17 protein-coding genes are annotated in these 20,303 nt (G+C 64.1%); 9 read left to right on the top strand and 8 right to left on the bottom strand.

The window, feature by feature from the left end; genetic code table 11:
* Positions 1–8 precede the first annotated feature (8 nt).
* From KSS90_RS19935 to pdxJ, 8 genes are all read left to right on the top strand, one after another.
* A complete protein-coding gene (locus tag KSS90_RS19935) occupies positions 9–974 on the top strand; it encodes a MucB/RseB C-terminal domain-containing protein (RefSeq protein ID WP_217866957.1) in 966 nt (321 codons plus the stop codon).
* A 201-nt stretch (positions 975–1,175) separates the two neighbouring features.
* Positions 1,176–2,582, top strand: a complete 1,407-nt coding sequence (locus tag KSS90_RS19930; RefSeq protein WP_437180097.1) for a DegQ family serine endoprotease — start codon at positions 1,176–1,178, stop codon at positions 2,580–2,582.
* Positions 2,583–2,783: 201 nt separating this feature from the next.
* A complete protein-coding gene (gene lepA, locus KSS90_RS19925) occupies positions 2,784–4,583 on the top strand; it encodes a translation elongation factor 4 (protein ID WP_217866955.1) in 1,800 nt (599 codons plus the stop codon).
* 5 nt (positions 4,584–4,588) lie between these two features.
* On the top strand, positions 4,589–5,443 hold the full coding sequence (gene lepB, locus KSS90_RS19920) for a signal peptidase I (protein WP_217866954.1): 855 nt from the start codon (positions 4,589–4,591) through the stop codon (positions 5,441–5,443).
* 160 nt (positions 5,444–5,603) lie between these two features.
* Complete coding sequence (gene rnc / locus KSS90_RS19915; protein WP_023630413.1) at positions 5,604–6,293, top strand: ribonuclease III; 690 nt, start codon at positions 5,604–5,606, stop codon at positions 6,291–6,293.
* A complete protein-coding gene (era, locus tag KSS90_RS19910) occupies positions 6,286–7,188 on the top strand; it encodes a GTPase Era (RefSeq protein WP_031315023.1) in 903 nt (300 codons plus the stop codon). The genes rnc and era overlap by 8 nt, the downstream gene beginning before the upstream one ends.
* A gap of 134 nt (positions 7,189–7,322) precedes the next feature.
* A complete protein-coding gene (recO, locus tag KSS90_RS19905; protein ID WP_217866953.1) occupies positions 7,323–8,006 on the top strand; it encodes a DNA repair protein RecO in 684 nt (227 codons plus the stop codon).
* Between the two features lie 62 nt (positions 8,007–8,068).
* Positions 8,069–8,791 (top strand): pyridoxine 5'-phosphate synthase, encoded by a 723-nt coding sequence (gene pdxJ / locus KSS90_RS19900; protein WP_189656959.1) that lies wholly within the window; start codon positions 8,069–8,071, stop codon positions 8,789–8,791.
* A 128-nt stretch (positions 8,792–8,919) separates the two neighbouring features.
* On the opposite strand, the gene KSS90_RS19895 is transcribed toward pdxJ, so the two are convergent.
* Both KSS90_RS19895 and KSS90_RS19890 read right to left on the bottom strand, forming a co-directional pair.
* Positions 8,920–10,305 (bottom strand): heavy metal sensor histidine kinase, encoded by a 1,386-nt coding sequence (locus tag KSS90_RS19895; protein ID WP_217866952.1) that lies wholly within the window; start codon positions 10,303–10,305, stop codon positions 8,920–8,922.
* The gene (locus KSS90_RS19890) at positions 10,302–10,976 is read right to left on the bottom strand and encodes a heavy metal response regulator transcription factor (RefSeq protein ID WP_217866951.1); all 675 of its coding nucleotides are present in this window, start codon (positions 10,974–10,976) and stop codon (positions 10,302–10,304) included. Before KSS90_RS19890 ends, KSS90_RS19895 begins: the two co-directional genes overlap by 4 nt.
* 277 nt (positions 10,977–11,253) lie before the next feature.
* On the opposite strand from KSS90_RS19890, the gene KSS90_RS19885 reads away from it, so the two are divergent.
* A complete protein-coding gene (locus KSS90_RS19885) occupies positions 11,254–11,457 on the top strand; it encodes a hypothetical protein (protein ID WP_217866950.1) in 204 nt (67 codons plus the stop codon).
* Between the two features lie 69 nt (positions 11,458–11,526).
* Here the strand turns inward: KSS90_RS19885 and cmoB are convergent, their stop codons facing one another.
* From cmoB to KSS90_RS19855, 6 genes are all read right to left on the bottom strand, one after another.
* Complete coding sequence (cmoB, locus tag KSS90_RS19880; protein ID WP_217866949.1) at positions 11,527–12,483, bottom strand: tRNA 5-methoxyuridine(34)/uridine 5-oxyacetic acid(34) synthase CmoB; 957 nt, start codon at positions 12,481–12,483, stop codon at positions 11,527–11,529.
* The gene (cmoA, locus tag KSS90_RS19875; RefSeq protein WP_217866948.1) at positions 12,480–13,223 is read right to left on the bottom strand and encodes a carboxy-S-adenosyl-L-methionine synthase CmoA; all 744 of its coding nucleotides are present in this window, start codon (positions 13,221–13,223) and stop codon (positions 12,480–12,482) included. Before cmoA ends, cmoB begins: the two co-directional genes overlap by 4 nt.
* Positions 13,224–13,312: 89 nt before the next feature.
* Entirely contained in the window at positions 13,313–13,705 is a 393-nt protein-coding gene (locus KSS90_RS19870) for a protease inhibitor I42 family protein (protein ID WP_217866947.1), read from the bottom strand.
* 168 nt (positions 13,706–13,873) lie between these two features.
* Positions 13,874–16,294 carry an endopeptidase La gene (gene lon, locus KSS90_RS19865; protein WP_217866946.1) on the bottom strand — a complete coding sequence of 807 codons (2,421 nt, stop codon included), beginning with the start codon at positions 16,292–16,294 and terminating at the stop codon, positions 13,874–13,876.
* Positions 16,295–16,447: 153 nt separating this feature from the next.
* Positions 16,448–18,859, bottom strand: coding sequence for a glucose/quinate/shikimate family membrane-bound PQQ-dependent dehydrogenase (locus KSS90_RS19860; protein WP_217866945.1), 2,412 nt, complete (start codon positions 18,857–18,859; stop codon positions 16,448–16,450).
* Between the two features lie 31 nt (positions 18,860–18,890).
* On the bottom strand, positions 18,891–20,237 hold the full coding sequence (locus KSS90_RS19855; RefSeq protein WP_217866944.1) for a carbohydrate porin: 1,347 nt from the start codon (positions 20,235–20,237) through the stop codon (positions 18,891–18,893).
* Positions 20,238–20,303 lie beyond the last annotated feature (66 nt).

The raw sequence follows: 20,303 nt of genomic DNA, 5'->3' as shown, positions 1-20,303 counted from the left end.
GGAGGATCATGCGCGCGCTACCTCTCCTGTCGCTGCTGCTTGGCAGCAGCCTGACGGTGCAGGCCCTGGCCGCCAATTCCTCGCCCGAGGCGAGCGAGTGGCTGAACAAGCTGGCAAGGGCCGAGCAACAGCAGAGTTACCAGGGTTCCTTCGTCTACGAACGTAACGGCAGCTTCTCATCCCACGATATCTGGCATCGCGTCCAGGATGGCAAGGTCAGCGAGCGGCTGTTGCAGCTCGACGGCTCGGCCCAGGAAATCGTGCGGGTCGACGGCAAGGTGCAGTGCGTCAGTGGCAACTTGGTCAGCAGCGTGAGCGCCCCGCCGGACAATGCCGCGCGGGTGCTAGATCCCCTGAAACTGATGAGCTGGTATGACCTGAGCGTGGCAGGCAAGTCACGCGTCGCCGGGCGCGACGCCGTGGTTGTCTCACTCACCCCGCGTGACCAGCACCGTTATGCCTTCGAACTGCACCTTGATCGCCGTACCGGCCTGCCCCTGCGCTCGTTGATGCTGAACGACAAAGGGCAGTTGCTCGAGCGCTTCCAGATGACCCGTCTGGACACCGATGCTGTACCGACTGACACCGACCTTAGTGCGGGTGCTGCCTGCAGGCCGGTCGAACAGATCGCGTCAGGCACTTCTGAAAGTGTTGCCGGATGGCGTTCCGATTGGCTGCCGCCGGGTTTCGAGCTGGTCAACAGCTCGGTGCGGCGCGATCCCGAGCGCAAGAGTACCGTCAGCAGCCTGATGTATGACGATGGCCTGGCACGCTTTTCGGTATTCCTCGAGCCGATCGGCAACGAGTCCGGTATCGATACCCGTGCCCAGCTCGGACCTACCGTCGCAGTGTCGCGGCGTCTGACCACGCCCAAGGGCAAGGTAATGGTCACGGTGGTCGGCGAAATTCCGCTGGGCACTGCCGAGCGTGTCGCCTTGTCGATGCGGGCTCAGGATGCCCAGGCGCGTCAATGACGGCACAGTGCCCTGACAGCTCTTGTTACACAGAGCTGACATGAAATTAAGGCATTGTCATTTGCAATCCTGCCGCAAATTTTCTATAGGTCAGGCTTCTCGGAGTCTGGCCTTTCCTGCGTCTGCGGGAACCTAACTGCTAACTACGCTCGTTGTGACGGGAGCCGTATGTCAATACCACGCTTGAAAACCTACCTATCGATGTTCGCTGCCGTGCTGATGCTCGGCCAGGTGCTCAGCGCCCAGGCCGAGGAGTCTCTGCCGGACTTCACCACCCTGGTCGAGCAAGCCTCGCCGGCGGTGGTCAACATCAGTACCAAGCAGAAGCTGCCGGATCGCCGCGTCGCCGCCGGGCAGATGCCCGACTTGGAAGGCCTGCCGCCGATGTTCCGCGAGTTCTTCGAACGCAACATGCCGCAGCAGCCGCGTTCGCCGCGCGGTGATCGCCAGCGTGAAGCGCAGTCGCTGGGGTCGGGCTTCATCATTTCCAACGACGGCTACGTGCTGACCAACAATCACGTAGTGGCCGACGCCGACGAGATCATCGTCCGCCTTTCCGACCGCAGCGAGCTGCAGGCTAAGTTGGTAGGCACCGACCCACGCACCGACGTGGCCTTGCTCAAGGTCGACGGCAAGAATCTGCCGACCGTCAAACTGGGCGACTCGGAAAAGCTCAAGGTCGGTGAGTGGGTGCTGGCCATCGGTTCGCCGTTCGGCTTCGACCACTCGGTGACCAAGGGTATCGTCAGCGCCAAGGGCCGCACGTTGCCCAACGACACCTATGTGCCGTTCATCCAGACCGACGTGGCCATCAACCCGGGCAACTCCGGTGGCCCGCTGTTCAACATGAAAGGCGAGGTAGTGGGCATCAACTCACAGATCTTCACCCGTTCCGGCGGCTTCATGGGGCTGTCGTTCGCCATCCCTATCGACGTGGCGATCGATGTGTCGAACCAGCTGAAGAAAGACGGCAAGGTCAGCCGCGGCTGGCTGGGCGTGGTGATCCAGGAGGTCAACAAGGACCTGGCCGAGTCGTTCGGCCTGGACAAACCGGCCGGTGCTCTGGTGGCCCAGGTCCTGGAAAACGGCCCGGCAGCCAAGGGCGGCCTGCAAGTGGGGGACGTGATCCTGAGCATGAACGGCCAGCCGATCGTCATGTCCGCCGACCTGCCGCACTTGGTGGGCAGCCTGAAGGATGGCGAGAAAGCCAAGCTCGAGATCATTCGCAACGGCAAGCGTCAAAACCTGGATGTGACCATCGGCGCATTGCCGGAAGATGACGCCGACATCGGCATGGGCCTTGGGGCCGATGGCAGTGCCGAGCGCAGCAGCAACCGCCTGGGTGTGTCTGTCGCCGACCTGAGTGCCGAGCAGAAGAAATCGCTCGAACTCAAGGGTGGGGTAGTCATCAAGGAGGTCCAGGATGGCCCGGCGGCCATGATCGGCCTGCGCCCGGGCGATGTGATCAGCCACCTGAACAACCAGGCCATCGCCTCGGCCAAGCAGTTCACCGAAATCGCCAAGGACCTGCCGAAGAACCGTTCGGTGTCCATGCGCGTGTTGCGCCAGGGGCGCGCCAGCTTCATCACCTTCAAGCTGGCTGAATAAGCTGGATGAACGGTAGAGAAAGGGTGGCTTCGGCTGCCCTTTTTCATGAGTGAGCAGGCGCCAACTGCCCGTGGCAACCGGTTGCCACGCAACCTGTATACAGCCCGATAGAGGAATCTCCCATATCCCTCCGGCTTGAGGTACAATTCCCGGCTATTTTTCGGCGGGCGTCCGGCTCGCAGCCTTTTCGAGTGTTGACCCGTGAGTGATTTGAGTCATATCCGCAATTTCTCCATCATCGCCCACATCGACCATGGCAAGTCGACGCTGGCCGACCGTTTCATCCAGATGTGCGGTGGCCTGTCGGCGCGCGAAATGGAAGCCCAGGTCCTCGATTCCATGGACCTTGAGCGCGAACGCGGTATCACCATCAAGGCCCACAGCGTCACGCTGCATTACAAGGCGCAGGATGGTAAAACCTACCAGCTGAACTTCATCGACACCCCCGGCCACGTCGACTTCACCTATGAAGTCTCGCGCTCGCTGGCGGCGTGCGAGGGTGCATTGCTGGTGGTAGACGCTGGCCAAGGCGTCGAGGCGCAGTCGGTGGCCAACTGCTACACCGCCATCGAGCAGGGCCTGGAAGTCATGCCCGTACTGAACAAGATGGACCTGCCCCAGGCTGACCCGGACCGCGTCAAGGACGAGATCGAGAAGATCATCGGCATCGACGCCACCGACGCCGTGGCTTGCAGTGCCAAGAGCGGCATGGGCGTCGACGAGGTGCTCGAGCGCCTGGTGCATACCATCCCCGCGCCGACCGGCGAGATCGACGCTCCGCTGCAGGCGCTGATCATCGATTCCTGGTTCGACAACTACCTGGGCGTGGTCTCGCTGGTGCGTGTGCGCCAGGGGCGCGTCAAGAAGGGCGACAAGATTCTGGTCAAGTCCACCGGCAAGGTACACCTGGTCGACAGCGTCGGCGTATTCACCCCGAAACACACCCAGACCGCCGATCTGAAAGCCGGTGAAGTGGGCTTCATCATCGCCAGCATCAAGGACATTCACGGTGCGCCGGTCGGTGACACCCTGACCCTGTCCAGCACCCCGGAAGTCGAAGTGCTGCCAGGATTCAAGAAGATCCAGCCGCAGGTCTACGCGGGTCTGTTCCCGGTTAGTTCCGACGACTTCGAGGACTTCCGCGACGCCCTGCAGAAGCTGACCCTGAACGACTCGTCGCTGCAGTACATGCCGGAAAGCTCCGACGCCCTGGGCTTCGGCTTCCGTTGCGGCTTCCTGGGCATGCTGCACATGGAGATCATCCAGGAGCGCCTGGAGCGCGAATACGACCTGGACCTGATCACCACCGCGCCAAGCGTGATCTACGAGCTCGAGCTCAAGACCGGCGAGACCATCGTCGTCGACAACCCGTCGAAGCTGCCCGACGTCTCGTCCGTCACCGACTTCCGCGAGCCGATCGTTACCGCGACGATCCTGGTGCCGCAGGAACACCTGGGCAACGTCATCACCCTGTGCATCGAGAAGCGTGGCGTGCAGCGCGACATGCAGTTCCTCGGCAGCCAGGTGCAGGTGCGTTACGACATGCCGATGAACGAAGTGGTCCTGGACTTCTTCGACCGGCTCAAGTCCACCAGCCGCGGCTACGCGTCGCTGGATTACCATTTCGACCGCTACCAGTCGGCCAACCTGGTCAAGCTGGACGTGTTGATCAACGGCGACAAGGTCGATGCCCTGGCCCTGATCGTGCATCGCGACAACGCCGCCTACAAAGGCCGTGCGTTGACCGAAAAGATGAAGGAACTGATCCCTCGGCAGATGTTCGACGTGGCGATCCAGGCAGCTATCGGCGGCCAGATCATTGCCCGGACAACCGTCAAGGCGCTCAGAAAGAACGTACTGGCCAAGTGCTATGGCGGTGACGTCAGCCGTAAGAAGAAGCTGCTGGAGAAGCAGAAGGCCGGTAAGAAACGCATGAAGCAGGTGGGTAACGTGGAGATTCCACAGGAAGCCTTCCTCGCTGTGCTCAGGTTGGATAGCTAGGTCCTATGTCGCTAAATTTCCCGCTGTTGCTCGTCATCGCCGTTGCCGTCTGCGGTCTGTTGGGTCTGCTCGACCTGCTGTTCCTGGCCCCGCGCCGGCGTGCAGCGATCGCCAACTACCAGGGCAGCGTCAGCCAGCCCGAAATGGCCGTGGTCGAACGCCTGAACAAGGAGCCGTTGCTGGTTGAGTACGGCAAGTCGTTCTTCCCGGTGCTGTTCATCGTGCTGGTGTTGCGTTCGTTCCTGGTAGAACCGTTCCAGATCCCGTCGGGGTCGATGAAGCCGACGCTGGAAGTGGGCGACTTTATCCTGGTGAACAAGTTCTCCTACGGTATTCGCCTGCCGGTGATCGACACGAAGGTCATCGCGGTGGGTGATCCGCAGCGCGGGGATGTGATGGTGTTCCGCTACCCGAGCGACCCCAACGTCAACTACATCAAGCGTGTGGTCGGCCTGCCGGGTGATGTGATCCGCTACACAGCCGACAAGCGCCTGTTCGTCAATGGCCAGGCGATTGCCGAGCAGTTGGTTGGCAGCGAGCCGGGCACCCTGGGCAGCGCCGAGCTGTACAAGGAGAAGCTCGGTGAAGCCGAGCACCTGATCCGCAAGGAAATGACCCGCTATCGCATGCCGCCGGACCAGCAATGGACCGTGCCGGCGGGTCACTACTTCATGATGGGTGACAACCGCGACAACTCCAACGACAGCCGTTTCTGGGATGATCCGAACATTCCCAAGGAACTGCACGGCATGGTTCCGGACCGGAACATCGTCGGCAAGGCCTTCGCGGTCTGGATGAGCTGGCCAGAGCCGAAACTCAGCCACTTCCCGAACCTGTCGCGGGTCGGGCTGATCCATTGAGTAACGACGGCGCTGTCCACGGACGGCGCCGATTGCATTTCTGACATAGGCTGTGTTCTCAGGGAACGAGGCTTTCGCCGTTGCCGGCGTCTGCCCACAGTCAAACCGTCTTTCAGGATGTTGATTTGAACAACGCGTTGAACATTGCCGGGGTGGCCCCATGAGTGGTTCCCTTGCACGCCTGGAGCGCAAGCTCGGCTACACCTTCAAGAACCAGGACCAGATGCTGCTGGCCCTGACCCATCGCAGCTACGCCGGGCGCAATAACGAGCGCCTGGAGTTCCTTGGCGATGCCATCCTCAACTTCGTGGTCGGCGAGGCGTTGTTCGAGCGCTTCCCGCAGGCACGTGAAGGCCAGTTGTCGCGTCTTCGCGCACGCCTGGTCAAGGGCGAGACCCTGGCGCGGCTGGCCCGCGGCTTCGACCTGGGCGAATACCTGCGCCTGGGCTCGGGTGAGCTGAAAAGCGGTGGTTTCCGTCGCGAGTCGATTCTTGCCGACGCCCTCGAGGCCCTGATCGGTGCGATCTACCAGGACGCCGACATGCAGACCGCACGCGAGCGAATCCTCGCCTGGCTGACCGACGAGTTCGATGGACTGACCCTGGTCGATACCAACAAGGACCCCAAGACGCGCCTGCAGGAGTTCCTGCAGTCGCGTGCCTGCGAGTTGCCACGTTACGAAGTGGTGGATATCCAGGGCGAACCGCACTGCCGGACCTTCTTCGTCGAATGCGAAGTGGTCTTGCTGAACAAGAAAAGCCGCGGCCAGGGCGTGAGCCGGCGTATCGCCGAGCAGGTCGCCGCCGCCGCCGCATTGATCGCCCTGGGCGTGGAGAATGGCAATGACTGAGAATACTTCGACCCGCTGCGGCTACGTGGCCATCGTCGGTCGCCCCAACGTGGGCAAGTCCACGCTGCTCAACCACATCCTCGGCCAGAAGCTGGCGATCACCTCGCGCAAGCCGCAGACCACCCGCCACAACATGCTCGGTATCAAGACCGAGGGTGACGTGCAAGCGATCTACGTTGATACCCCTGGCATGCACAAGGCCAACGACAAGGCCCTGAACCGCTACATGAACCGCAACGCTTCGGCGGCCCTGAAGGACGTCGACGTGGTGATCTTCGTGGTCGACCGCACCAAGTGGACCGACGAAGACCAGTTGGTGCTGGAGCGCGTGCAGTACGTGACCGGCCCGCTGATCATCGCGGTCAACAAAACCGACCGCATGGAAGAGAAGGCCGAGCTGATCCCGCACCTGCAGTGGCTGCAAGAGCAGCTGCCGAACGCCGAGGTGATGCCGATTTCCGCGCAGCAGGGGCACAACCTCGAAGCGCTGGAAGCACAGATCGCCAAGCACCTGCCCGAGAACGATCACTTCTTCCCGGAAGACCAGATCACCGACCGTAGCAGCCGCTTCCTCGCAGCCGAGCTGGTGCGCGAGAAGATCATGCGTCAGCTCGGTGCGGAGCTGCCGTACCAGATCACCGTGGAGATCGAGGAGTTCAAGCAGCAGGGCCATGTGCTGCACATCCATGCGCTGATCCTGGTTGAACGCGATGGCCAGAAGAAGATCATCATTGGCGACAAGGGCGAGCGCATCAAGCGCATCGGCTCCGAGGCGCGCAAGGACATGGAAGTGCTGTTCGACTCCAAGGTCATGCTCAACCTGTGGGTCAAGGTCAAAGGCGGCTGGTCCGACGACGAGCGCGCCCTGCGTTCGCTGGGTTACGGCGACCTGTAATACGCCGACCGGCCCCGTGCCTCTGGTGGGAGCGGCGATGCAGCGGCCCACTTGCCCTACGATAGCTATCGCGGGACAAGTCGGGCCGCCGCATCGCCGCTCCCACAGTCATTTATGACGTCGAGAAATCGCTGATGGAACAACCCACCTCCCAGCCGGCCTACGTACTGCACAGTCGCGCCTACAAGGAAACCAGTGCGCTGGTGGACTTCCTTACCCCGCAAGGCAAGGTACGCGCGGTGCTGCGCCGGGCGCGGGGTAAGGGCGGCAGCCTGGTGCGACCGTTCGTGCCGCTGGAGGTGGAGCTGCGCGGGCGCGGTGAGTTGAAGAACGTCGGCCGCCTGGATGCCGTCGGCATTGCTGCCTGGTTGCACGGCGACGCGCTGTTCAGCGGGCTGTACCTCAACGAGCTGCTGATGCGCCTGCTGCCCGCAGAGGCGCCGCACCCGGCGCTGTTCGAGCACTACACCCTGACCTTGCAGGCCCTGGCCGACGGGCGTGCGCTGGAGCCGCTGTTGCGCTCCTTCGAATGGCGCCTGCTGGATGAGCTGGGCTATGCCTTCGCCCTGGACCATGACGTCAATGACCTGCCCGTCGTCGCCGAGGGACTCTACCGCCTGCAGGTCGACGCGGGCCTCGAGCGGGTCGAACTGTTCCAGCCCGGTTTGTTCAAGGGCGGCGAATTGCTGGCCCTGGCCCAGGCCGACTGGGAGGCGCCCGGTGCCTTGCTCGCCGCCAAGCGCCTGATGCGCCAAGCCCTGGCGGTACACCTGGGGCCCAAGCCACTGGTCAGCCGGGAACTGTTTCGCAAGCGCTGATCAGCACGTATGCTGTGGCCCTCAACCTTCAGGAGTGCCCCTTCGTGACTCACAGCAACCGCATGCTTCTCGGCGTCAATATCGACCACGTGGCGACCCTGCGCCAGGCCCGAGGCACCCGCTATCCGGACCCGGTCAAGGCCGCCCTGGACGCTGAGGAAGCGGGTGCCGACGGCATCACCGTACACCTGCGCGAAGACCGCCGGCATATCCAGGAGCGCGACGTGCTGCTGCTCAAGGATGTGCTGCAGACCCGCATGAACTTCGAAATGGGCGTCACCGAAGAGATGATGGCCTTCGCCGAGAAGATCCGCCCGGCGCACATCTGCCTGGTGCCGGAAACCCGTCAGGAGCTGACCACCGAAGGCGGCCTCGATGTCGCTGGCCAGGAGGCGCGGATCAAGGCAGCGGTCGAGCGCTTGTCACGCACCGGTGCCGAGGTGTCGTTGTTCATCGATGCCGACGAGCGCCAGATCGAAGCCTCGCGCCGTGTCGGCGCCCCGGCCATCGAGCTGCATACCGGTCGCTATGCTGACGCCGAGACTCCGACCGAAGTGGCCGAGGAACTCAAGCGCATCGTCGATGGCGTCGCGTTTGGCGTTGGTCAGGGCCTGATCGTCAACGCCGGGCATGGCCTGCACTACCACAATGTGGAGGCGGTGGCGGCAATCAAAGGCATCAATGAACTGAACATCGGTCATGCGTTGGTGGCCCATGCGCTGTTCGTCGGCTTCAAGGCCGCGGTGGCGGAGATGAAGGCGCTGATCGTCGCCGCTTCGCGCTGATTTTCTAACCGTCTGCACCGGCCTCATCGCCGGCAAGCCGGCTCCCACAGGTACTGCGCGGCACTCAAGGCCAGTGCGATCCATGTGGGAGCCGGCTTGCCGGCGATGAGGCCGTTGGCATCAACCACTTACTCCGCTCGAAATACCAGAGTGAAGCGGGTAGGGCCCAACGGACTGCTCCTCACCTCGACCCGCCCCCCATGCAATTGCATGATCGACTTGACGATCGCCAACCCCAGCCCGGTTCCGCCCTCCAGCCGTGAACGCCCGGCGCCTGCCCGGTAAAAGCGTTCGAACAGGTGCGGCAGGTGCGTCTCCTCTATCCCCGTGCCCTGGTTCTGCACCCACACGGCAATCTCGTTGCCCAGCCGCTCAATGCCCACGGCCACCGGTTTGCTTTCGGGACCATGGCGAATAGCGTTGCTCAGCAGGTTCGACAGCGCCCGCTGGAACATCAGCCGGTCCGCCAGGGCCGTGCCCCAGCCTTGCAGGTGCAAGGAAATACCCTTGAGCTCGGCGCTGAACGTGAACAGCTCGCTCACGCGCGCCACTTCATCCGCCACTTTGATCGGTATCAGGGTGATCTGGGTCTGCGGTTGGCTGACCTGGGCGAGGAACAGCATGTCGTTGATGATGCGGTTCAGGCGGGTCAGCTCCTCGACGCTGTCTTCCAGGGCTTCGCGGTACTTGTCGCCGTCACGCTCGCGGGCCAGGGTGACCTGGGCCTTGCCCATCAGGTTGCCGATCGGCGTACGCAGTTCATGGGCAAGGTCGTCGGAGAACTGCGACAGTTGGCGTACCCCTTGGTCGAGCCGGTCAAGCATGACGTTGATGGCTCGCGCCAAGTTGGCGAGCTCGGCCGGCAGGCCCTCATCCGGCAGACGATGCTCCAGGTCCTGGGTCGAGACTTGCCCGGCGATGCGGCGAAAATGCCGCAGCGGGCGCAGGCCGCGCTGCACCAATTTCCAGGCGGCGATGCCGATCAGTACCAGCAGCAGCGGCAAGGCCAGCAGGGTCGAGTGCAGGTAGGCCTGCAGCAGGCTGTTGTCATCGCTGCGGTTGAGCGACATCAGTACCTTGACCGGGGTGTCGTCGCGCAGGCGCATCAAGCGGCTGGCGGTGAGGATCTCGTTGTCGCCGTCGTCGCGCCAGGCATGAAAGGTCAGTCGGTCGTCCGCCTCCAGGTTCAGCAGGTGCTCGGACTGCAGGGCCGGGCCGAGGCTAAGCAGCGTCGGGTGACGGCCGTTGACGGCCATCACGCTGAGGCTGAGGTTGTCGTGGCCCAGGACCAGGTCGAGCAGGTGATGGGAGCGGGCGCCCAGATCGTCGCTGCGCAGACCGGCGCGCAGATTGTGCTCGACTTGCTGCATCTTGCGCGCCAGATCCTTGCGTGCGCGGCTGTCGAGCTCGTGGTCGAGGGCGAACACCGCCAGACACGCCAGCAGCAGCACCAGTGCTGCGCCCAACAGGGTGACGCTCAGCCCCAGGCGCAGCGACAGGCTGTGGCGCTTCACGTCCGTGCCTCGAGCACATAGCCAACGCCGCGCAGCGTATGGATCAGCTTGTCCTCGAAGGGGTCGTCGATCTTCGCCCGCAGGCGGCGAATCGACACCTCCACAACGTTGGTGTCGCAGTCGAAGTTCATGTCCCACACCAGCGAGATGATCTGGGTGCGTGACAGCACTTCGCCGCTCTGACGCATCAACAGGTGCAGCAAGGCGAACTCCTTGGCGGTCAGGTCGATGCGCTGGCCGTTGCGCCAGGCGCGGTGGCGACCGGGGTCGAGCTCGAGGTCGGCGACTTTCAGCGTGCTGGGTTGCAGGTGCTGGTCGTTGCGGCGCAACAGGCTGCGGATACGGGCTAGTAGCTCGGGGAATTCGAAGGGTTTGAGCAGGTAGTCGTCCGCGCCCAGGTCCAGCCCCTTGACCCGGTCTGCCAGGCGACCGTGGGCGGTGAGCATCATGATCCGCGTGGACGACTCCGCGCGCAGGCGCTGCAGCACGCCCCAGCCATCAAGCTCGGGCAGGTTGACGTCGAGGATCACCAGGTCGTAGGGCTGGTGGCGGGCCAGGTGCAGGCCGTCGGTGCCGGTGTGGGCGCAGTCGACTACATAGCCGTTCTCGCGCAGGCCCTGCTGCAGGTAATCGGCGGTGCGGGGTTCGTCCTCGATGATCAGTAGGCGCATGGTTGGGCTCGGCTCGATGAAAGGGGGCGATTCTCGACCCTGTAGTGGCATCAGGGTCAAGCGGTGGGGATGTTACTGGATGCGAATGGTCAAGCGGTGGGGATTGCGGATTTGTAATGTGCGGGTCATGTGCATGAAAGCTCAGGCGCCATCATGGCAAACCCGCGCCACAAGAGGCTGTGCGCGCCTTTCAACACTGTAATGTCCGCCTCACCTTGGCGTTAGCTAGCGCTTGCAATCATGGCCCTGTCGATACGGTTATCACGAGGCAAGCACGATGAACCTGACCAAGTACCTGCTGCTGGCGATCCTCGCCGTGGGCAGCACCAGCGTTTTCGCCGAAGGTGGTGCGGAGCGTTCGAAGCAATTCTGGCAAGCATTCCGCGAGGATCAGGCGCGGCTGTATGGCGACAAGCAGCAGGCCGTGGCCGAACGCGAGCGCAAGGCCGATGAGAAGGCCCGCGAGTTGGCCAAGGATTGAGTACCACGCACCTGCGCCGCGACAGCTCCTCGTCGCAGGTGAGCTTGGGCGCCCTAAGGGGCGCCTTTTTTATTTGCGCGCCAGCAATGTGGCGCGGCGTGGCGCCGGCAGGCCTTCGATGGTCTTGCCGTGGTCGTTCGGGTCGAGGAAGTCGCCGAGCGACTGGTAGCGCATCCACTCGGTGCTGCGTTGCTCGTCGACGCCGGTGACGCTGACATCCACGCAACGCACATCGCTGAAGCCGGCGCGGCGCAGCCAGCGCTCCAATGCCGGAACCGACGGCAGGAACCATACGTTGCGCATCTGCGCGTAGCGGTCCTCGGGCACCAGCACCTGGTTTTCGTCGCCCTCGATCACCAGGGTTTCCAGCACCAGTTCACCGCCCTTGACCAGGCAATCCTTGAGCGCCAGCAGGTGCTCGATGGGCGAGCGGCGGTGGTAGAACACGCCCATGGAGAACGCGGTGTCGAAACCTTCGAGGTTGGCCGGCAGCTCTTCGAGGGCGAACGGCAGGTGCCACGCCGGCAAGTCCGGCAGGTATTGCTGCACGGCCTGGAACTGACAGAAGAACAACCAGTTGGGGTCGACGCCGATGACCAGGTCGGCGCCGGCTCCGAGCATGCGCCACTGGTAGTAGCCGTTACCGCAACCCACGTCGAGCACGCGCTTGCCCTTGAGGTCCAGGTGCGGGCCGACCCGCGACCATTTCCAGTCCGAGCGCCATTCGGTATCGACATGCACGCCGAACAGGTCGAACGGGCCCTTGCGCCAGGGCGACAGGCCCATCAGCGCCTGGCGCATCTGCGCCCGGGTGGCGTCGTCGCAGTCGCAGTCCAGGCGCAGGCCGTCGACCAGGTCGACTTCGCTCGGGGTCAGGCGCGGCAGTGCGTCAAGGGCGCCGCGCCAGCGATCGAGGTCGCCGTGGCCTTTTTCCAACTTGCTCTCGAGTTGCGCCTGCAGGCCTTGGGACCAGGTGGCAAGGGGGGTGCCCGCCAGGCGGCGGACAAGGGGGGACAGATCGATCATGGCAGGGCTATCAGCGAGGCGAAGTTGAGGCATTGGAACCAGGGCACGACCTTGGAGAAGCCGGCGGCGCGCAGGCGCGCTTCATGGGTTTCCAGGGTGTCGGGTTTCATCACGTTCTCGATGGCGCTGCGTTTCTGGGCGATTTCCAGTTCGCTGTAGCCATTGGCACGCTTGAAGTCCAGGTGCAGTTCGTTGAGCAGCTCCTGCTCCTGGGCGTCGGTGAAGTGCAGTTTCTCCGAGAGAATCAACGCGCCGCCCGGCAAAAGTGCCTGGCGGATGCGGGCAAGCAGTTCCAGGCGCTGTTCAGGGGCGACGAACTGCAGGGTGAAGTTCATCGCCACTACCGAGGCCGGCTCGAAGGGCAGGGCGAGAATATCGGCCTCCAGCACTTGCACCGGCAGCAACTCCTGGAACATCGAGTCCTGGGCGGTAAGGTACTGGCGGCAGCGCTCGACCATGGCCGCGGAGTTGTCCACCGCGATCACCCGGCAGCCGTCCGTGCGTACATGGCGGCGCAACGCCTGGGTCACCGCGCCCAGCGAGGCGCCGAGGTCGTACAGTGCGGAGCCCGGCTGGGCGAAGCGCGCGGCCAGCACGCCGAGGTTCTCGACGATGGTCGGGTAACCGGGCACCGAACGCTTGATCATGTCCGGGAACACCTGCACCACGTCTTCGTTGAAGACGAAGTCGGGCACCTGCTCCAGGGGTTGGGCGAAAAGGCGGTCGGGTTGTTTGCTCACGGTGGGTCCAGGCGGCTGGCAATCTACAGGGGCGGCATTCTAGCCAAACCACGGCAAGCTTGCATGACTGGCTGACCGGCGCCGTTCGCTCAGTTGACCCGAATGGCGCAATCGAAGGTCTGTACCGGACGTACTTCCGGGGCCCAGGGCTGCTGGTAGACCAGGATCAGGTGGCCCTCGCCTGCGGCCTTGGCCTGGAAGCGCCAGCTGGAAAGCCCGCCACTGCCGACGATGCCGGCTTGCTCCGGAGAGCTGTATACCTCGGGGCCGAGGCTGCGCAGGATCTCCGAAGCCGGGTTCTGCAGCAGCCAGCGGTAGCCGGTGGTGGGGTTGCTGGGCAGCGTGAGGGTCAGGGTCTGGCCGACTAGCAGGCGCTTGGGGCATTCGCTTTCGCCGTCCAGTTCGACGGTGCGTTGCGGTTGCTGGGCGCAGGCGGTGAGCAGGGCCAGGGCGGCGGGAACGAGCAGGCGAGGGAGGGTCATGTTGGCTCCTGAAGCTGGAATGGCCTGAGGATAACCGAAGCTGTCGCAAGTGTGTGTGGTCTGCGCGGGCCCTATCGCCGGCAAGCCGGCTCCCACAAGTAGGGTACATGCTGCACTTGGTGGGAGCCGGCTTGCCGGCGATAGGGCCGCAACGCGGCCCCGTCCTCTTTAGAACAATACTTTCGCTACATCGGCGAAGCGCTTGGCGAAATGCACGGTCAAGCCTTCCTTCAGGTACTCCGGCAACTCCTCGAAATCGCCACGGTTGGCCTCCGGCAGGATCAGCTCGAAGATTTTCTGTCGCCGTGCGGCGATCACTTTCTCGCGCACCCCGCCGATCGGCAGTACCTGGCCGGTCAAGGTCAGCTCGCCGGTCATGGCCACGCCTTTCTTCGGCGCCTGGTCGCGGGCCAGCGACAGCAAGGCGCTGGCCATGGTCACGCCGGCGCTGGGGCCGTCCTTGGGCGTGGCGCCCTCGGGTACGTGCAGGTGGATGAACGCCTCGTTGAAGTAGCCGGGTGTGCCACCGAACTGCTTGAGGTTCGAGCTGATGTAGCTGTAGGCGATCTCCGCCGATTCCTTCATCACGTCACCCAGCTGCCCGGTGAGCTTGAGACCGCGGTTGAGGCTGTGGATGTGCGTGGCCTCGATCGGCAGGGTGGCGCCGCCCATGCTGGTCCAGGCAAGGCCGGTGATCACCCCCTTGCCGGCCAGCACCTGCTCGCTGCGGAACACCGGCATGCCCAGGGCGGGCTCGAGGTCCTTGGCGGCGATCTTGAGCTTGGCGTCCGGGTCTTCCAGCAGTTTGACCACCGACTTGCGCACCAGCTTGCCCAGCTGCTTCTCCAGCTGGCGCACCCCGGCTTCGCGGGCATAGCCCTCGATCACCGCGCGCAGCGCGGCATCGTTGATGCTCAGGCTGGTCTTGGCCACACCGGCCTTGTCCAGCTGCTTGGGCCACAGGTGGCGCTTGGCGATGGCCAGCTTCTCTTCGGTGATGTAGCCGGACAGGCGGATCACTTCCATGCGGTCGAGCAAGGGGCCGGGGATCGAGTCGAGGGTGTTGGCGGTGCAGACGAACAGCACCTTGGACAGGTCCAGGCGCAGGTCCAGGTAATGGTCGAGGAAGTCGATGTTCTGCTCGGGGTCGAGGGTCTCCAGCAGCGCCGAGGCCGGGTCGCCCTGGTAGCTCTGGCCCATCTTGTCGATCTCGTCGAGCATGATCACCGGGTTCATCACCTCGACTTCCTTCAGCGCCTGCACCAGCTTGCCCGGCTGGGCGCCGATGTAGGTGCGACGGTGGCCCTTGATCTCGGCTTCGTCACGCATGCCGCCGACGCTGAAGCGGTAGAACGGCCGGCCCAGGGACTCGGCGATGGACTTGCCAATGCTGGTCTTGCCCACACCGGGCGGGCCCACCAGCAGCACGATGGAGCCGCTGATCTCGCCCTTCCAGGCGCCGACGGCAAGGAACTCGAGGATGCGCTCCTTGATGTCGTCTAGCCCGGCGTGGTGGCGGTCGAGCACCTTGCGCGCGTGCTTGAGGTCGAGCTTGTCCTTGCCGTACACACCCCAGGGCAGGGCGGTTGCCCACTCCAGGTAGTTGCGGGTGACGGCATACTCCGGCGAGCCGGTCTCGAGGATCGCCAGCTTGCCCATCTCCTCGTCGATGCGTTTTTTCGCCTGCTCAGGCAGGGTCTTGCCCGCCAGGCGCTGCTGGAACTGCTCCACGTCGGCGCTGCGGTCGTCCTTGGTCAGGCCCAGCTCCTGCTGGATGACCTTGAGCTGTTCCTTGAGGAAGAATTCGCGCTGGTGCTCGCCGATCTGGCGATTCACCTCGGCGGAGATCTCGTTCTGCAGACGGGCGACCTCGACCTCCTTGCGCAGCATCGGCAGGACCTTTTCCATGCGCTTGAGCATGGGCACGCAATCGAGCACTTCCTGCAGCTGGTTGCCGGTGGCTGAGGTGAGGGCGGCGGCGAAGTCGGTCAGTGGCGATGGATCATTGGGGCTGAAGCGGTTGAGGTAGTTCTTCAGTTCTTCGCTGTACAGCGGGTTGAGCGGCAGCAGCTCCTTGATCGCGTTGATCAGGGCCATGCCGTAGGCCTTCACCTCGTCGGTGGGCTCCGCCGGCTGGCGTGGGTAGTCGACCTCCACCAGGTAGGGCGGGCGGTGGTGCTTGAGCCAGGTGCGGATGCGTACGCGGGTCAGGCCCTGGGCGACGAACTGCAACTTGCCGCCTTCGCGGCTGGCGTGGTGGACCTTCACCAGGGTGCCGTATTCGGGCAGGGCCTTGGTGTCGAAGTGGCGGTGGTCTTCCGGCGGGGTGTCCATGAAGAACAGCGCCAGGGAGTGGTGCGGGGTCTTGGCGACCAGGTCGAGGGTTTCGGCCCAGGGTTCTTCATTGACGATCACCGGCAGCACTTGCGCGGGGAAGAACGGGCGGTTGTGGATCGGGATCACGTAGACCTTGTCCGGCAGTTGCTGGCCGGGCAGGGCGAGATGGTGACCGGGGGCGGTCGCGGGATCGAGAGGTTCGACTTCGCTGTGTTCGTCGGGGTGTTCCGGGAAATCCTGCTGGTCGCTCATGGGGCACCTGCGTGAATGGCTATGGTGCTTAGATGGGGCGGTGGTTGGCAGGTTTCAATGGTAGACGAAGGGGGGAGAACTGCGGGGGAAACAATAGCGGGGCAAGCCCGCTCCCTCGGTGGGAGCGGGCTTGCCCCGCGATAGGCGTGACGCTTACTCAGCCAATTTGTAAGCGATGATGTAGTCGCCCATTTTCGTGCCCAGCGAGCCATGGCCGCCCGCGGTCACCAGCACGTACTGCTTACCATCCTTGCCGGTGTAGCTCATCGGCGTGGCCTGGCCGCCGGCTGGCAGGCGAGCCTTCCACAGCTCCTGGCCGTTCTTCACGTCGTAGGCGCGCAGGTACTGGTCCAGGGTGCCGCTGAGGAAGCCGACACCGCCGGCGGTGACGATCGAGCCACCCATGCTCGGTACGCCCACCGGTATGCCGATCGGCACCGGGGTGCTGTCGCGGGTGGTGCCGTTCTTGTGCTTCCACACCACCTTGTTGGTGAACAGGTCGATGGCTGCCACGTAGCCCCATGCTGGCGCCTGGCACGGAATGCCCAGCGGTGACATGAACGGGTGCATGGTCACGGCGTACGGCGCACCGGTGTTCGGCTGCACGCCGCTGGTCTCGCTTTCGCGCTTGCTGCCCTCGGCCACCTGTTCACGCGGCACCATCTTCGACACGAAAGCCATGTAGTTCGGCGAGGTGAAGAGGATCTGGCGTACCGGGTCGACCGAGACGCTGCCCCAGTTGAACACGCCGACGTTACCCGGGTAGACCAGGCTGCCCTGCTCGGACGGCGGGGTGTACTGGCCTTCGTAGCGCAGGCTGCGGAACTGGATGCGGCAGAGCATCTGGTCGAACGGCGTGGCGCCCCACATGGCCTGTTCGGTCAGGTCTGGGCCGAGCAGGTTGAGGTCGGAGCGGGCCTGAGTCGGCGCGGTGTGGTCGCCCTTGACCGCGCCTTGCGGTACCGGGATCTCGCGGATCGGCACGATCGGTGTGCCGTCGCGGCGGTCGAGCACGTACAGGCTGCCTTGCTTGGTCGGCACGATGACCGCGGGTTTAACACCGTCGTCGGTCTTCAGGTGGACCAGGGTGGGCTGGCTGCCGACGTCCATGTCCCACAGGTCGTGGTGGGTGAACTGGTAGTTCCAGCGTGCCTTGCCGGTGGCCAGGTCCAGGGCGACGATGCCGGCGCTGTACTTCTCGGCGCCCGGGGTGCGGTCGGCGCCCCACTGGTCGGGAGTCTGGTTGCCCAGTGGCAGGTAGATCATGCCGAGGTCTTCGTCGACGCTGGCGATCGACCACATGTTGGCCGAGTTGCGGCTGTAGAACTTGCCGTCGGCCAGGGGCTTGGTGTCGTCCGGGTTGTTGCTGTCCCAGTTCCACACCAGGTGACCGTCGTGTACGTCGTAGGCGCGGATCACGCCGGACGGCTCGTTGGTCGATTCGTTGTCGGTCACGTGGCCACCGATGATCACCAGGCTGCGGGTGATCGCGGCCGGCGAGGTGGAGTAGTAGCCACCGGCGGTGAACGGGCCGATGCCGCGGGTCAGATCGATCACGCCCTGGTTGGCGAAGCCCTCGCAGACCTTGCCGTTGTCGGCGTTGATGGCGATCAGGCGGGCGTCGGCAGTAGGCAGGTAGAGGCGGCGCGGGCAGGCCTGGGCCACGGCCTGGCCTGCGTCGGTGATTTTCGGCGCGGGGCTGCCATCGCGGCTGACGTAGCTGTTCTCGTCATAGTACGAGACGCCGCGGCAGGTCATGTGGGCGAAGCCCTTGAAAGTGCCGGTGGGGCTCTTGACCTGCGGATCAAAGCGCCAGATCTCGGTGCCGGTGTCCGGGTCCAGGGCCAGCAGGCGGCTGTGGGCAGTGCAGGCGTAGAGCATGCCGTTGACCTTCAGCGGCGTGTTCTGGTTGGTCAGCTCTACCGGGTCGTTCTCGGTTGGCAGATCGCCGGTGCGGATGCGCCAGGCCTCTTCCAGGCGGTAGGCGTTCTGCGGGGTGATCTGGCGCAGCGGCGAGTAGCGGTCGCCATGCTCGGTGCGGCCGTAGGCCTGCCATTCACCGTCGGGCATGGCCGGGGCGGCGCTGCCCATCTCGCTGTTGTCGCGAGTGAACTCGCCACGGATTTCGCCCGGGTGAGTGAACTGGCTGGCCACGGCAGTGGCGCCGGAGGCGACCACGGCGACGCTGAGCAGGGCGGTGTTGACCTTCGACGCAGGGCCGACCAGCGGGCGGCGCGCCCACGGCAGCAGCAGGACCACGCCGATGGCGAACCACATGGCCAGGCGTGGCACCAACTGCCACCAATCCAGGCCGACTTCAAGCAATGCCCAGGCGGTGCTGCCCAGCAGTACCAGGCCATACAGGCCCAGGGCGATGCGCCGCTTGGCCAGCAACAGGATGCCGGACAGGGCGAAGCCGATACCGGCAATCAGGTAGTAAAGCGAGCCGCCCAGCTGGCTCAGCTTGATGCCGCCGGCCAGCAGGGCCAGGCCCATCAGCAACAGCAGCACGCCCATCAGGCGCGGTAGCCAGCGGGTTCCATTCTTGGCACCGTCAGTGCTCATCGTCTGTTCTCCGTAGTGTGAAAGGGTCGGGTTAGAAACTGCTCTGGATCTTCAGGCCGCCGATCAACGCGTCGTCGACCCGCGACACCCCGCCCGGATGGCGGATGTACTGCAGGTTCGGGCGTACGGTGAGCCAGTCGGCCAGGTGGATGCCGTAATAGAGTTCGGCGCTGTACTCGGTGTCCTGCACGGGCAGGACACCGGGGTTGTCGTAGTCGTCCAGGCCATTGACCTGGTTGCTGAGGCGGGCGTTCTTGCGGTAGCCGGGGTTGACATGCACGCGGGCCAGGGCGAAACCGATGTCGTCCTTGGCGCGGGCATCGAACGGCCCTTTGTAAACCACACCTGCCTGCACATAGTTGTCGATGGCATTGGTCTTCTTGTCGTGCATCGTGGCGTTGGCGAATAGGCTCAGGCCGCGCGACTGGTCGGAGGCCAGCGCGGTCACCTGCTGCTGGGCGCCGAGCCACAGGCCGTGCTTGCTCGAGCTGCTGCGATAGGCGGCGCCGCTGATGGCGGCGGGCGTACCGTTGCTGTCCTTGAGTACATCCTGTGCCTTGGCATTACTGTAGTAGTAGCCGGCGCGATATTCCCCTTTCAGGCCATTGACCCGCGGGCTCCAGACCAGTTCGATCGGCATCACCGCGCCCTTGGTGCCGCTGCCGCTGAGCTTGAAGCCGTTGCCGCTCTCGAGGTTGGACGGGTTCTGCTCGAACACCCCGACCTGGGCGTAGAGCGCGTCATTGAGGTTGTAGCGCACGCGCAGGGCCCACTGGCTGACCGGCCAGTTGTACCAGATGCCACCTACCCAGTTGCCCACTTGCGAGCCACAGAAGGCCAGGTTCTGGAAGTCGCAGGGGAAGCTGTTGAAGTCCTCGCCCTCGCCGAAGCGGCCGAATTTCACGTCCAGTGCGCCATCGAAGTACTTCTGCTTGACCCACATCTGGGTCAGCCGCCAGGTCTGGCCACGACCCCAGACTTCCTGGGCCGAGGTGAAGCCGCCGACGCGCGGGTCGTTGATGCGGTCGTTGCTGATGTTGTTGCCGTGACGCTCGGTGATGGTCAGCTGGACCTCGGTGTCGTGCCAGCCGAGGATCTTCTGCAGGTCCATGTTCACGCCGAAGGTGAACTGGTCGCTGTAGCGTGCGGCGCGGTCGTGGCTGTAGCCGCCGTGCAGGTTGCTGCCCATCTCGCCGGTATAGCCAAGGGTGAAGTCGTAGCCCTTCTCCAGTAGTTCGCTGCGAGTACCGCCCCAGTCGCCGAGCATCCACTTCGAGTCCTTGGCGAACATTTCGCTGGCACTGGTGGTAGGGGACAGGGCGCCGAGCAGGGTGGCGAGGGCGAGGCCGGAGTAACGGGTAGTGGGCAGCTGGAGCATGAGATAGCGCTATCTTTTGATTGTTGAAGAAACGGCAAGCGCAACGAGGCCTGGAAGCATCGAAGG

Origin of the sequence: Pseudomonas maumuensis, from assembly GCF_019139675.1 — a bacterium.
In the GTDB taxonomy this organism is placed as follows: Bacteria; Pseudomonadota; Gammaproteobacteria; order Pseudomonadales; family Pseudomonadaceae; genus Aquipseudomonas; species Aquipseudomonas maumuensis.
This window is presented reverse-complemented; position numbering and strand designations above follow the sequence as displayed.